This is a genomic window from Cryobacterium lyxosi, assembly GCF_004403345.1.
Lineage (GTDB): Bacteria > Actinomycetota > Actinomycetes > Actinomycetales > Microbacteriaceae > Cryobacterium > Cryobacterium lyxosi.
Map to the genome: position 1 here is coordinate 1 of NZ_SOGT01000001.1, position 13,750 is coordinate 13,750.

The window sequence follows — 13,750 nt, forward strand, 5'->3', positions numbered from 1 at the left end:
CTTTCCGCACCTTTGGGGTACGTATAGATACATTACGGCCACCACACCCACCCGTCAAAACGCCCCCCACCCGGGCGTGTCGCACCACCAGCATCCACTCCCCCGAACGTGAAAAAACCGGGCCCACGTTATGAACGTGGGCCCGGTTTATAACCTGGGCCCAGGGACGGGGCCCAGGCCCCGTCCCAAAAAGCAGGGGCTAGTAGCGGTAGTGGTCTACTTTGTAGGGGCCTTCTACGGGAATGCCCAGGTAGCCCGCCTGCTCGGGAGTAAGCACGGTCAGCTCGACGCCGAGAGCGTCGAGATGCAGGCGGGCGACCTTCTCATCCAGCAGCTTCGGCAGCACGTACACGCCAACGGGGTACTTCTCCGGCGAAACGTACAGCTCAATCTGCGCGAGGACCTGATTGGTGAAGGAGTTGCTCATAACGAACGAGGGGTGACCGGTGGCGTTGCCCAGGTTCATCAGGCGCCCCTCCGACAGCACGAGCACGCTACGCCCGCTCGGCATGCGCCATTCGTCGACCTGCGGCTTGATCTGCACCTTGACCGCCCCCGGCAGCGACTCGAGCGCGGCCATGTCGATCTCGTTGTCAAAGTGACCAACGTTGGCGACGATGGCGAGGTGCTTCATGCGCAGCATATGGTCGACACCGATGACGTTGAAGTTTCCGGTGCCACTGACGAAGATGTCGACCTGTTCGACGACGGAGTCGAGGCGGGCGACCTGAAAACCGTCCATCGCGGCCTGGAGCGCGTTGATCGGGTCGATCTCGCTCACGATCACCCGAGCGCCTTGGCCGCGTAGTGCTTCGGCGGCTCCCTTGCCAACATCACCGTAGCCAGCGACGAAGACGACCTTGCCGCCGATCAGCACGTCCGTGGCCCGGTTGAGTCCGTCCGGCAGTGAGTGGCGAATGCCGTACTTGTTGTCGAACTTGCTCTTGGTGACCGAGTCATTCACGTTGATAGCCGGAAACAACAGTTGTTTGCCCGCGGCAAGCTCGTAGAGTCGGTGGACACCGGTGGTGGTTTCCTCGGTGACGCCGATGAGATCGGCGGCCACCAAGGTCCAGCGGTCGCTCGATTCCGCGAGCGAGTGACGGAGGGCGGCGAGGATGACTCCATATTCGTGGCTGTCATCGGCAGCATCCGCTGGTACGGCGCCGGCCAGTTCGAACTCGCGACCCTTGTGCACGAGCATGGTGGCGTCGCCGCCGTCGTCGAGGATCAGGTTCGGGCCGGTCCACGCGGCTCCGGCCGCAGCCGCTTCGGCGCTCCAGTCGAAGATCTGCGACGTGCACCACCAGTACTCCTCAAGGGTCTCCCCCTTCCAGGCGAATACGGGAACACCGGCCGGGGCATCGGCTGCGCCGGTCGGGCCCACCGCGATCGCGGCGGCCGCGTCGTCCTGCGTGGAGAAAATATTGCAACTGGCCCAGCGCACTTGAGCACCGAGTGCAACGAGGGTCTCGATCAACACGGCGGTTTGCACGGTCATGTGCAGCGATCCGGCGATGCGGGCGCCGGCGAGCGGCTTGGTCTCACCGAATTCGGTGCGCAGAGCCATCAGCCCCGGCATCTCGTTTTCGGCCAGGCGCAACTGATGGCGGCCAGCCTCGGCGAGCGACACATCGGCGATCTTGTAGGTGAAGGTGGAGGGCACGGTGGGTGCGGCGACAGTCATGCTGCTATCTTGCCATTTCTCTCTGAACGAACTCCACATTGTTCTGCTGGTGCGTGGGCAGGCCACCCAGCGAGCGGATGCCACCCCCACCAAGAATGGGTCACGGCAGCGTCGGGCTTTCAACGTCGGGATCGTCGGCCAGAAGCCGGTGGCGTATGAGGTGCCAGCCACGCGGAGCACTCGTGCGTTCCGCATGTCGAGAGCACAGGTCAAAGCTGTGTGGTTCCGCTTGAATGGAGAGCGGGCCGAGTACTGCCAGGGACTCCCCATAGTCAAAGGTGAGCGTGGCCACCGAGGGTTCGAGGCAGGCGACACGAGAACACGGGCGGAATGTCATTGCCTGTAAGGGTAGCCGCTTCCCGGCCGCCGTAGGATGGCAGCATGTCTCGATCCCGTCGTTCAGCAGTGCCCGAACCGACGGTGCGCGGTCGCGGACGCGACCGGCACGGCCGCGGCATCCGTAGTTCGGCGACCGGCCCGTTCCTGCCGCCACTGCGCACCCGCATCGACCTGTTTGACATGACGATCGCCAGCACAATCGAGTATTTGCGCGGCGTCTGGCCGGAAGAACTGGGCAAATCCGTGTTCGAGGTCGCCTCCGGACCGCCCTCGGTCATACCCGGCATTGGCGTGGAACGCTGGATGGTGACGCCGGAGACGAACCGCGTCGTGTTCTACCGCCTGCCGATCCAGCGCCTGTCACGCCTGCACGAAAACGATGAGATACACCAGCGCATGATGATCGAGACCTGCGTCTTTCGCGGCGTCGCCGAACTGCTCGGCAAAGATCCCTGGGACCTCGCGCCGGATCGCTTCCGCCACTTCTAGGTATCGGTCCACGCCCGGCGACCACCGCGCGGGTGTCGCCGGCACGTGTGCGAGATGGTGACACGTGATCGAATCAGTGCACTTCTCCGACGCCTGCCGCGAGCAGATAACCGGTTCGACCGGCATTCGCCTTTCGGACCGATCCTCGCTATGACTGGGATCGCGGCCTTTCGGCGCGATGAGTCGGCGTGTCAGCGCGTCTGGACGTTTGCTGTATTTAGTAACAGAAAGATAACAGATCGGGGCAATTCCAAACCGATTCCGGGATGGAGCCGAACACCATGCAGACCCCAACACCACCTGCTCTATCGACGGAAAAGGATTCATCCCATGCGTACATTCACCAAGGCCACCATCGGTTTCGCCTCTGCTGGAATTCTCATCGCCGGCCTCGCCGGCTGCTCGTCGGACGCCGGCACGACGACCCCGGCGCCCGCTTCGAGCTCAAGCTCGTCCAGCTCGGCCGAAGCCACGCCGACGCCGCTCGCCTCGATTCCCAGCCTCTCCGGTGTTGACACCGCCGTGTTGCTCGACGCCGACTTCGGCGCTGCACTGACGAGCCTCGGCCTGACCGCCGGAACCGTGGGAACGGCCACCCTCGAAGAGGGTAGCCTGCACTTTCCGATCTCCGGTGGCAACGTGGACTACTACGACCCGGCCGAAAGCTACCGCCCCTTCGTTCAGGGCTCCATTCAGCACGAGGGATCCGGATTCTCGCTGACCGCCGGCGATACCGTCGTCGAGCTGACCAACTTCACCATCGACCCCGGCACCTCGGAGCTCTTCGGTGACGTCTCGGTCAACGGCGAGTCCGCCGCCACCCAGGCCCTGCTGTTCGACCTCTACGGTTCGACCCTGGAGCCGCTCAAGATGGAAGGCGACAACGCCATCCTCACCGGCACCACGGTTCACATCTCTTCCGTCGCCGCCGGCCTGCTGAACTCCACGTTCAGCACCGACGCCGTCACTGACCAGATGCTCGTTGGCATCGCAACCATCACCGCCGCCACCAAGTAGTGGCTCGGCTCTCCACGAGCGAATAGGCAGTACAGCAAAGATCGGGGCCCGCCACACGGCGGGCCCCGATCTTTGCGTGCCCCGGGCCGTTTACGGTTCGCGGTACGTAGTAGGGAAGCGGGCACCCGTTCGTACGAGTGCCCGCTTCCCTACCGAGTGCCACGACACGTTTGCGCCAGACACGACTGGACCACGACACGATCAAGCCGCGGGATGCGCCAGCGGGCGTTCAGCGCATCAAACGGATGCCGCCACCCGGCTGCGCAGCTCGTCGCGCACGCTCACGGCAAGGTCGGGGTGGTCGACGAAGACCCCGTCGATTCCGCTGCCCATGACCGCCGCGAACTCGTCGCGCCAGTGACCGAAACTGCCCGGCTGATCCCCCCGGCGACACGACGCGGTAAGAAAAGCATTCTCCGGCCGCAGGGTCCAGCAGAAGATGTCCAGCCCGGCCGCGTGGGCGTCAGTAACGAGAGAAGAAATCACCAGGTCGCCGACGGCATCCGCCTCGATGATCAGGGATTTGTCTACGCTGATGCCGTCGACGGTGCTACTGAGGGCATCGAGACCGGTTGCGGTGAGGTAATCGGAGTAATACGGCGCTCCGGCGCCGAGCCGGGCGACCTGATCGAGGGGCTGACCGGTTGCGGCGATCAGGAACACGCCTCGAGCGGTCATGCCGCGTGCCGCAATCTGCTCAAGCACGGTCGCTTCGAAGCTCTCGATGATGAGGCGGTCGTCGTCGTCGTTCCAACCGGCCGCGCGCACCTCGTCGACGAACAGCTCGTCGAGGGGCAAGCTGATCGAGGCGAAATAGGCGGCGTTCTTAATCTCCGCGACCATGCCGAGGGGGCGCCGAGAGGTGTTTGAGGCCTCGTCGATAAGCTCAAACAGGTCGCTCAACCTCATGATCGGGTATCGGTCGTCGTGCTGCGCATTCTGCGGGCGCACGTGTGCAAGACGCTCCCGGGCGCGCAGAGTGGCCAGTTCGGCCCAGGTGAAGTCTTCGGTGAACCAGCCAGTGAGGGTGTGACCGGCGAACTCCTTGGTCGTGCGGCGGCCGGTGAACTCGGCACGAGAAGCGACATCCGTGGTGACGGAAATGTCGTTTTCGTGGCGCAGCACCAACACTCCATCTCGGGTGGCGACGATGTCAGGTTCGACCGAGTCGGCGCCGAGCTCGAACGCGAGGGCGTAGGCGGAACGGGTGTGTTCGGGGCGGTAGCCGCTGGCTCCGCGGTGACCGATGACAAGAGGGGACATCTGCACACCGTAACGCCGACGAGTGACACCGACGGTCGGTTCAGGTGAACACCCGCTGAAGTTTTGACGCGGTGCAGGCGAACGCCACGCGACAACTGCGCGTATACGCGTAAATCGGCCGATCAGCTATCGATACGTTGCCTAACCTGACAGAGTCTGCTGCTTGGCCGACGGCACTTTTCAGGGGGATTTCAGCGCATGCCCACCATCGAGGACCTGCACCGCGGCACTGCGTCAGCGGTAGCGGCCCCGACGAACGTCACGACACCGGCGCCGCGCCGCACATTCACCCCGCGCAAGAAAAAGAAACCGTGGAAATCGTGGCTGCTGTTTCTACTGTTCGCCGGGCCGAACGTGGCCCTGCTCATCGTCTTCACCTACAAGCCACTCCTGCAGTCGCTCTATTATTCGACCCTGCAGTGGAACCTGGGTTCGGCCTCGGCAATTCCGGTGGGTCTTGGCAACTATGTCACCTGGTTCAACGACCCCGGCACGGCTCGGGTCGTCACGGTCACCCTGATCTTCACCGTCGCAACCGTGGGCGGCGGCATGGTGATCGGCCTGCTGTTCGCGGTGTTGCTCAACCGCAAGCTGCACGGCCGCGGCGCCGCCCGCACCGTTATCGTTGCGCCGTACGTGCTCTCCGGGGTCGCGGTCGGCCTGCTTTGGCTGTTCGTTTTCGACCCGAACTTCGGCATCACTGCGGCGCTGCTCGACGCCATCGGCGTGGCCTCACCGCCCTGGTACAACGATCCACAGTGGGCGCTGGTCATGGTCATCATCGTCTACCTCTGGAAAAACGTCGGCTACGTCGCGCTCATCTATCTGGCGGCCCTGCAGTCGGTGCCCCGAGACTTGCTCGAGGCGGCGTCGCTCGACGGCGCAACGCCGGTGCGCGCATTTCGCAACATCGTGCTGCCGCTGCTCGGCCCGACGACCTTCTTTCTGTCGATCACGACGCTGCTGAGCTCGTTGCAGTCCTTCGACATCATCCAGGCGATGACCAAGGGCGGACCGCTCGAAGGCACCACCACGATGATGTACCAGATCTATCAGGAAGGCTTTCAGGCCGGTCGAGCCGGATATTCTTCCGCGGTCGCGACGATTTTGTTCGCCGTCTTGCTCGTGGTCACTCTGATTCAAATGAAGTACGTCGAGAAACGAGTGCACTACTGATGTCCACGCCTACCTCGACCTCGCGTCGCCGTACACCGCTTCAACTCGGCGGCTACCTTGGTCTGATTCTGGCCATTGCGATCATGATTCTGCCGCTGGTCTGGATGTTCCTGGCCGGGTTCAAGGAACGCGACGAGATTTACACGGTGCCGATCCAGTGGCTGCCCGACAGCTACGACCTGTCAAACTATGCCGCAGCCCTGGCCGCCGTGCCGTTCGGAAACTTCTTTCTCAACAGCACCATCACCACGGTGATCGGCGCCGGACTGAAAATGTTGCTCGGCCTGACCACCGCGTACGCTGTCGTCTTTCTGGAGTTTCCGTTCAAGAAGTTCGTCTTCGGCCTGGTGATCTTCGCCCTCCTGGTCCCGCAGCAGATCGTGATGATTCCCAACTTCACCCTTGTGGCCTCGCTCGGGTGGATCAACACGTATCAGGGCATCATCGTGCCCGGCCTCGCCAGCGCGTTCGGCACCTTTCTGTTTCGCCAGCATTTTCTGACCCTGCCGATCTCCATTCTCGAAGCCGCAGCACTCGACGGAGCCAGCCACTGGACCCGCCTCTGGCGTTTCATCGTGCCCATCTCGGCACCAACCATCGCCGCGGTGGCTTTGATCTCGATCGTCTCCGAATGGAACGAATACCTCTGGCCGTTGCTCGTCGTCGACCGCTCCGACATGATGACGCTGCCGGTGGGACTGACCTTGCTGCAAAACAACGACGGCGTCACCAACTGGGGCGTACTGATGGCCGGCACCGTGCTGGTCACCGTGCCGGTGCTCATCGCGTTTTTTGCGCTACAAAAACGCATCATCGCCGGGCTGACCGCCGGCGGCGTAACCGGCTGACGCATCGGCATCCGGTTATTCAGCGGATGCCGCCCCTCAATTTTCCACTCGAGACCACCCCCACCAGGAGAGTTCTATGAACACGACACCCTCGTTCACCATCAACCGCCGGCAGATCTTGAAGCTCGCCGCCGTGTTCTGCGCCACGGCCACCCTTGCCGCGTGCAGCGGACCGTCGCTGGGAGCGGGCGCCGGTGCCGCTGACGTCGCGGTAATGGACTGGACGGGCATCACACCAGCCAAGGAAATCACCTGGTGGAGCAACCACCCGGGAACCTCGAAGCTGATCGAGGAAGAGATCATCAAGCGCTTCCAGGCCGAGAACCCGCAGATCACGGTGAACCTGGTCACGGCCGGCGCCAACTATGACGAGATCGCGCAGAAGTTTCAGGCGGCGTCGGGCACCAACAGCGTGCCCGACCTCGTGCTGGCCAGCGATGTGTGGTGGTTTCGCTACATGATCAACGGCCAGATTCTTCCGATCGACGATCTTGCCCGGCACCTCGAGATCGACACCGCCGACTTCAACAAGACCCTGTACGACGACTACACCTTCACCGGCAACCACTGGGCCATCCCCTACGCCCGCTCGACGCCGCTGTTCTATTACAACAAGGCGGTCTGGGCCAAGGCCGGGCTACCCGACCGCGCGCCCAAGACCTGGGCCGAATTCGATGAGTGGGCACCGAAGATCCAGGCCGATGGCGGTGTGACCCCCCTCGGTCTCGGCAAGGGTGCGTCCTGGGCTGCGTGGTGGTTCTGCAACATGCTGTGGGGACAGGGCGGCGCCTACTCTGACGAGTGGACGATGACGCTTGACACCCCCGAAGCGATCGCGGCAGCGGACTACTTGCAGTCACTGATTTACGACAAGAAGGTCGCCACCGTAGCGGCTGTGGACCAGGTCGCCGACTTCGGCGCCGGCCTGACCGGCTGCATCATGGGCTCGACCGGATCGCTCACCGGCATTTTGGAAGCCGCCAACTTCAAGGTCGGCACCGGCTTCCTGCCGGAAGGGCCCGAAGGCCAGGCCTGCCCGACCGGCGGAACCGGCATCGCCATCGCCGCCGACCGCACCCCGGAGCAGCAGTTGGCCGCCGGCATGTTCTTGAAGTTTCTCACCAACTCCGAGAACACGGCGTACTTCTCCTCGAACACCGGCTACATGCCGGTACGTACCTCCGCCCGCGACGGCGAGACGATGACCAAGGTCTACGCCGAGTTCCCGCAGTTCCGCACGGCCGTCGACCAGCTCGAGACCACCCGCTCGCAGGACTGGGGCCGCGTCTTCGTGCCGAACGGCGACAAGGAGCTCACTACAGCGCTGGAGAAGATCATGCTCCAGCAGACCGACCCGGCCGAGGCGTTCGCGGTCGCGAGCACGGCGATCGCAACCTCGTTCGACGAGAACGTGAGCGCTTACCTGTAGTTTCGGGGTTTTGTGGAAGCGGGTCCGCCGAGCAGGCGGGCCCGCTTTTGTGCGGGTGGAGATGGTTTCCGGGCGTTCGATGCTGATTTCGGATCGAAGCTCACTGGGTCAGCAAAGCGACTGGCCCGCGATGCCGGTCAGGGCCTTCAGCGCCCGGCCGCCGTAGACGGCGCGAGTTCGGCCAGTTCCGCGTCAAGATCGTCGTCGAGAGGGAAGTGACGTTCTGTATCCGCGCCAAGGTCTGTCACTCCGATGGCTCGATAGAATTCCGCAACCGCCCGGCGTCCATACGCCTCATGGTCGAAGGCGCTCGCGACGACGTCTCCGCGCAAGAAAGCGGTGAGGCCGGCCGCGAGACCTGCGTCGGTCTGCGGAACGACGAGACCGGCGGCCTGCGGCAGCGCATCGTGAACGGATGCGAAGGCCACCGTCACCACCGCGCGCCCCAGTACCAGTGCTTCCAGAATGACCATCGGGGCGCCCTCGTAGTCGCTCGACAGCACGAAGCAGTCCGCTGCCGCGAGCACAGGGTAGGGATTGGCGAGCGCTCCGGTCAGGGTGACCGCGGCCGACAGCTCCAGATCGAGGATCAGCGCTGTGAGTTCGGCTTTCAGTGGCCCCGAGCCGACAATGACGAGCCGGGTGAACGGATTCCGAGCGTGCACGAGGGCGAACGCCCGAATCAGTCGGGTCTGGTTCTTCTCCGGAGAGAGGCGCCCGATGGTGACGAACGTGGTCGTGGCTGCGGTGGCCGGCGACTCGATGCACGGCTGGGACACGTCAGCCGCGCCGCGCAGGATTCGTTCAACGTCGACGGTGTTGTGCGCGACGGTGAACTTGGAGCGCGGCGCATAAGCGGCGAGCGCTTCGGCATTGATTTCGGAAAGCGCCGGCGACACGGAGACCAGGTGGTCGTACCGGTCGTAGCGGGCGAAGGTCTCGGTGAGGCCGCGCAGCATCCGCTTGACTCCCCCGATGGCGCGGTGGGCGTCGGCGCCGAGGTCATTGTGCAGCCAGATCGAGCGCACGGCGGGAGGCGAGTGCAGCAGTAATTCAGCCCAAAATGGACCGTAGCCGCTGAAATCCACGACGTGATCGAAACGGCTGTCGCCAAAGCAGCGGGTGAACTCCGCAGTGAAGTCGGCGTCAGCCGCGGAGGTAGCACGGGCTCCGGACGTGATGCGCGCTCCGAGCGAACCAGCCCCGCCGGCGGCGTCGGCCCGAGCCGCGCGGCGACGAGCAAGCCGCTGCCTCACTCCGCCATTCATGCCGCCGATACGGGCGAACTGTCGCACTCGCGGGTCGATCAGACGCTGGTTGGCGCGGCGAACCGGCGCGGCACTCTTCGCGAAGGTGACCGAGACGTCAAACCGTTCGTGGTCGATGGCGCCGAGCAGGTTGAGTGCGGCAGAGGTGATGCCGTTGGGCTTCATGCCGCCGAGATAGATGAGCACGGAGGTGCGGACGGCGGCGGACGGCACGCGCAGCAGCGGACTGGGGTCGGCACCGCGAAAGACGATGTCGATCACGCGGGCACTCGCAGCGCCGTCATCCTGGCCGACATAGTCGTGTTGGGCGATTCGATAGCGCTCGGTGAAGGCCGGCAGCCTTCCATGGTCTGCGATTTGGCCAATGAATGCGACGACCTCCGCTACCGTGCGACAGACCGGGCCGGGCAGCTCAGTCGGCGCCAGGTAGAGCCCCCGGGTCTGCTCGAAGTCGGTGAGGTCGGGCGTGAAGAACACGATCGGCAGACCGGTCGCGAGAAAGTCGAAGAAGATGCTCGAGTAGTCCGTGACGAGTATGCCGGCGAGCCCGAGCACGACGTTGGTAGGCAAGTCGTTCGGCACCAGAATCCGGGCGAGGTCCGCGCGGCCGGAAGCGAGTGCGTGCACAGCCTGGTGAGTTTTCAGCAACACGATATAGCGACTGCCGTCGATTCCGGCTTCGATGTGCTGAACGCGCTCGAGCAGGGCGTCGAGGTCGTCGTCGGGGTGGGCGAAGGAGGAGCCCTTCCACGTGGGCGCGTACAACACGATTTCGCGGCCACCGGGGTTGAGCTGCGCGAGCCGGGATCGTGCGCTTTGGGATTCCGCCGCGGAGAGCGTCTGCCGGTCGATGCGGGGGTAGCCGGCCAGCAGCATCCGTCCGTGAAAGATGCCGTCGAGTTTGTAGGCGCGCTCATACATTTGACGGGCCATGAACGGGTTGGCGGCGAGCAGATAGTCGGCACTGACAAAGTTGCGCACGATATTGGACGTCCCGAAAGCGCCGTCGGCCATGTCGTAGCCCATGTGTTTGAGCGGCGTGCCGTGCCAGGTGTTGAGGTAGATCTGGCCGACTCGTTTGGAAAATTGCGGTGGAAAGGTGGCGTTGCTGATGAGGTAGCGGCTCGTGGCGAGTGCCTGATAGTAGGCGGGCGAGCCGCTTTTCACAAAGCGCACCGTGCGATCGTGGCGAAATTCCCGGCGTGCCAAGCGCGGGTCCTTGAGCGCCCAGATATGCCGTAAGTGCCCCTGATCGGGCGTATTACGCAGTTGCCTGAACAGTGCCTCTGGGTTGCAGAGCAGCCCGGATCCGTTGAACGCTTCGTACAGCACGTGGTGCGGGCGAATCGGACGGGTACGCCAGTAGGCGTGGGCTTCGTAGCGTACCGCCCGACGGATGCGGCCAACCAGCCTGGTGAGGCGGCGACGCGGCCCATCGCTCCAGCGTGAAAGTACGGGAGCGAAGAGCAGCACGAGCGTGCCCAGTTTGGCGGCGAGGCTTGAAGCAGGGGGCCCAGCGATTTGGAAGGCGACGGGTTCAGTGTGGGGCCGGGGCGGCAGTGCGGGCACGGTCACAGCGCCGGGTACGCCGTCGGGAGGCTGAGGCCGCGCTCGGTGAGCACGCCGCGCAGCCGGGTGGGATAGTCGGTGATGATGCCGTCAACTCCCAGGTCGACGAGGGTGTGCATGAGCGCGGTCTCGCTGACCGTCCACGGGATCACGGGCAGTCCGGCGGAATGGGCTTCGGCCATGAGCTCGGGCGTGACCGTCTTAAACGTTGGCGACAGCGCGTCATAGCCCTTTGCGGCAGCTGCCCGGGCGACGGAGCCGTCGTAGTCGTCGATATCGATCCCACCAAGGTGCACGCTTCTGCCAGGCTGGCCCACTTCGAGCCAGTCGTCGTCCTGGGCAAGGGCGACAAGTCGCAGCTCGGGCGATATGCGCCGCACGAGGTCGAGGGAGGCCCAGTCGAAACTCTGCACGGTGATTCGGTCGGCACGGCCTGAGACCGCGATCGCGGCGACGACGGCGCGCGTGAGCGCCATCATTTCCCCTTCACCGGTTGGGCCTGGGGTTTCGATCTTGGTCTCGATGTTGAGCTGCACGGTGTCGGCCTGGTGAGCGTCGACGAGCGCGAACACGTCGGCCAATTCGACGATCATGTTGCCGGGCACATTGTGCTGCTCCGGATAGCCGGGCAGCTGCTGGTATCCGCAGTCCAGCGTTTGAATCTGGGCAAGGGTCAGTTCACGCACGCGCGTGCCTGCATAGGGAAAGGCGGGGTCCTTACGGAAGGCGGCGTCCGTGTCGCGGCATTTGCTCGTGGTGAGCACATCGTCGTGCCAGACGACGACGGCGTCATCGCGGGTGAGGTGCGTGTCGAGTTCGAGCGTGCTGACGCCGAGTTCGAGCGAGGCGGCGAAGGCGGCGAGGCTCTCCTCGGTGTGTTCACCGCGGCCGCCACGGTGAGATTGCAGGTCGAAGGCGGCGCTCTCGTCGAGGGGCGCAGCTGCCCGGGCCGGTTCGGCGAGCGCCGACTCTCCTTGCGCGGCCACGACAGCCCCGCCAACCAGAACCGTACTGAGGGCGGCGGCCGCCGCGATGATCAAAATCTTGCGCATGCCGGCACTCTTTCGTGGATCGCAGTACGCCGAAAAGGCGCGCTGCTGCTCACGTTATGGAGCCGAGGTGACCGGCATCCACCGCGCAGCCGTCAGGCGGATGAACTCTGTGTGAACACGAACGGGTGACGCATCCGTTTCAAAACTCCGGGGCCGGCGCGACGCAGTGACACGGCGACGATCACGATGACCGCGATCGCGATCGACACCCGGGTGAGCTCCGGGTTCGGCACGAGCAGCCGCAGAGTGAGCGCCATCGGAACGAGCAGCCATTCCCAGCGGCCACTGAGTGCCACGAACGGCAGCAGCAGCAGCGCATACCAGGGGTAGCGGGGGCTGAGCACGAGCAGGGTCGCGCCGATCATGACCAGTTGCCCGACCCAGGGCCGGTTCTGGTCGGTGGTGAGAATCACCAGCACGGCGACCACGGCCAGGATCACGCCGGCCACGATAATAGCGGATGACCCCGGCGCGACCAGAGATACCAGCGCGAACCGAGAGCCGTCCTGGTAACCCTCCTCACTCAGGTAACCGGGCAGGTAGCCCAGCACCCCGATTCCGGTGGCCAGCACATAGGGCACATACAGCAGCGCAAAGCTGAGAACGGATGCCGCCACCATGCGCCAGCCGCCCCGCTTGAGCAGGGCCGGTGCCGCCAGTACCGGGATGAGTTTGGTACCGATCGCTATTCCAAGCATGATGCCGCCGCGCCAGACCTTTCTGGTCGAGACCAGAAAAACGGCTGCGACGACGAAGATGACGCCGAGCATGTCGACGTGCGAGTTGGTGACGGCCTCGGTCGCCACGAGCGGACACCAGGCCCAGAGCGCCGCATTTCTTTCATCGAGGCCGCGGCGGCGCATTCCAACCAGCAGCATGACGGTGGTACCGAGGCTCAGCAGCAGCCCGGCGAGCTGCAACGGCCAGTAGGCGGGGCCGGGACCAGTGAGAAAACGTACGCCGGCGAAGAAGATCTCGCTGGCCGGCGGGTAAATCGTGGGCACGGCCGTGCGGTTGAGGGCTGAGCAGAGCAGATCGCCGTCGGTCGTGCGGGCGCGCGCAATGCGCTCGCCGATGCAGACTTCCGTGCCGGCGGCCGTGGTCTGGGGCGCCGGGAAGAGCCAGTCTGGTCTCAGGGAATCGAGGCGGGCATCCGCTGGTGTGAAGGCGTAGGGGCTGATGCCATTATTTTGTACGATGCCGTCCCACGCATAGCGAGCCGAGTCGGTGCTCGTGTTGGGTGGACCGACCATAGCCGCGCCGCCGATCAGCGCGGAGCCAGCCAGGATCAGAGCAACCACAGCCCTGCCGTTCACGCGACGCAGCAGCCACCAAGCCAGGCCGAACAGGAGCCAGAGCGCACTGGTGCCCAGCACGAGTGGTATCTCGTCGCGCTCGGGTGCGAACAGGTGGAGGGTGCTGACGCTGAACGCGGTGAGGGCAGCGCTGAGCACGAGCAGTCCCGAAATCAGAATAAGTCGCACCAGACCATCCTCACCTACCTCTGCCCAATCGCGATGTTTTCGGGGAAGCGCGAGTGAGAAACCTGCAGACTGTAAGGCCTTCGGGGTAAACGCTCCTCGCCCAAGGTGACGGGAGAGCAGGTCGAGATT

At 64.4% G+C, this 13,750-nt stretch carries 11 protein-coding genes; 5 read left to right on the plus strand and 6 right to left on the minus strand.

Features of this window, described 5'->3' with window-relative positions; all coding sequences use genetic code 11:
• Positions 1-199 precede the first annotated feature (199 nt).
• Positions 200-1,687 (minus strand): adenosylhomocysteinase, encoded by a 1,488-nt coding sequence (gene ahcY / locus E3T27_RS00005; protein ID WP_134571170.1) that lies wholly within the window; start codon positions 1,685-1,687, stop codon positions 200-202.
• Between the two features lie 100 nt (positions 1,688-1,787).
• A complete protein-coding gene (locus tag E3T27_RS00010) occupies positions 1,788-2,024 on the minus strand; it encodes a DUF3499 family protein (RefSeq protein WP_104196570.1) in 237 nt (78 codons plus the stop codon).
• Positions 2,025-2,068: 44 nt separating this feature from the next.
• On the opposite strand from E3T27_RS00010, the gene E3T27_RS00015 reads away from it, so the two are divergent.
• Both E3T27_RS00015 and E3T27_RS00020 read left to right on the plus strand, forming a co-directional pair.
• On the plus strand, positions 2,069-2,515 hold the full coding sequence (locus E3T27_RS00015) for a metallopeptidase family protein (RefSeq protein WP_134571171.1): 447 nt from the start codon (positions 2,069-2,071) through the stop codon (positions 2,513-2,515).
• A gap of 330 nt (positions 2,516-2,845) precedes the next feature.
• The gene (locus E3T27_RS00020) at positions 2,846-3,532 is read left to right on the plus strand and encodes a hypothetical protein (RefSeq protein ID WP_104196568.1); all 687 of its coding nucleotides are present in this window, start codon (positions 2,846-2,848) and stop codon (positions 3,530-3,532) included.
• Positions 3,533-3,769: 237 nt separating this feature from the next.
• Here E3T27_RS00020 and E3T27_RS00025 read toward each other — a convergent pair whose 3' ends face one another.
• Entirely contained in the window at positions 3,770-4,795 is a 1,026-nt protein-coding gene (locus E3T27_RS00025; RefSeq protein WP_134571172.1) for a glycerophosphodiester phosphodiesterase family protein, read from the minus strand.
• Between the two features lie 198 nt (positions 4,796-4,993).
• On the opposite strand from E3T27_RS00025, the gene E3T27_RS00030 reads away from it, so the two are divergent.
• From E3T27_RS00030 to E3T27_RS00040, 3 genes are all read left to right on the plus strand, one after another.
• Positions 4,994-5,971: a carbohydrate ABC transporter permease gene (locus E3T27_RS00030; protein WP_104196567.1), complete on the plus strand. Its 978-nt coding sequence runs from the start codon at positions 4,994-4,996 to the stop codon at positions 5,969-5,971.
• Positions 5,971-6,819 (plus strand): carbohydrate ABC transporter permease, encoded by an 849-nt coding sequence (locus E3T27_RS00035; protein WP_104196566.1) that lies wholly within the window; start codon positions 5,971-5,973, stop codon positions 6,817-6,819. Before E3T27_RS00030 ends, E3T27_RS00035 begins: the two co-directional genes overlap by 1 nt.
• Before the next feature lie 76 nt (positions 6,820-6,895).
• Positions 6,896-8,248, plus strand: a complete 1,353-nt coding sequence (locus E3T27_RS00040) for an ABC transporter substrate-binding protein (protein ID WP_134571173.1) — start codon at positions 6,896-6,898, stop codon at positions 8,246-8,248.
• Positions 8,249-8,394: 146 nt separating this feature from the next.
• Here E3T27_RS00040 and E3T27_RS00045 read toward each other — a convergent pair whose 3' ends face one another.
• From E3T27_RS00045 to E3T27_RS00055, 3 genes are all read right to left on the minus strand, one after another.
• The gene (locus tag E3T27_RS00045; RefSeq protein WP_241992042.1) at positions 8,395-11,091 is read right to left on the minus strand and encodes a glycosyltransferase; all 2,697 of its coding nucleotides are present in this window, start codon (positions 11,089-11,091) and stop codon (positions 8,395-8,397) included.
• Positions 11,088-12,137: a glycerophosphodiester phosphodiesterase family protein gene (locus E3T27_RS00050; protein WP_134571174.1), complete on the minus strand. Its 1,050-nt coding sequence runs from the start codon at positions 12,135-12,137 to the stop codon at positions 11,088-11,090. The genes E3T27_RS00045 and E3T27_RS00050 overlap by 4 nt, the downstream gene beginning before the upstream one ends.
• A 92-nt stretch (positions 12,138-12,229) precedes the next feature.
• On the minus strand, positions 12,230-13,621 hold the full coding sequence (locus tag E3T27_RS00055; protein ID WP_134571175.1) for a glycosyltransferase family 87 protein: 1,392 nt from the start codon (positions 13,619-13,621) through the stop codon (positions 12,230-12,232).
• Positions 13,622-13,750: the final 129 nt, after the last annotated feature.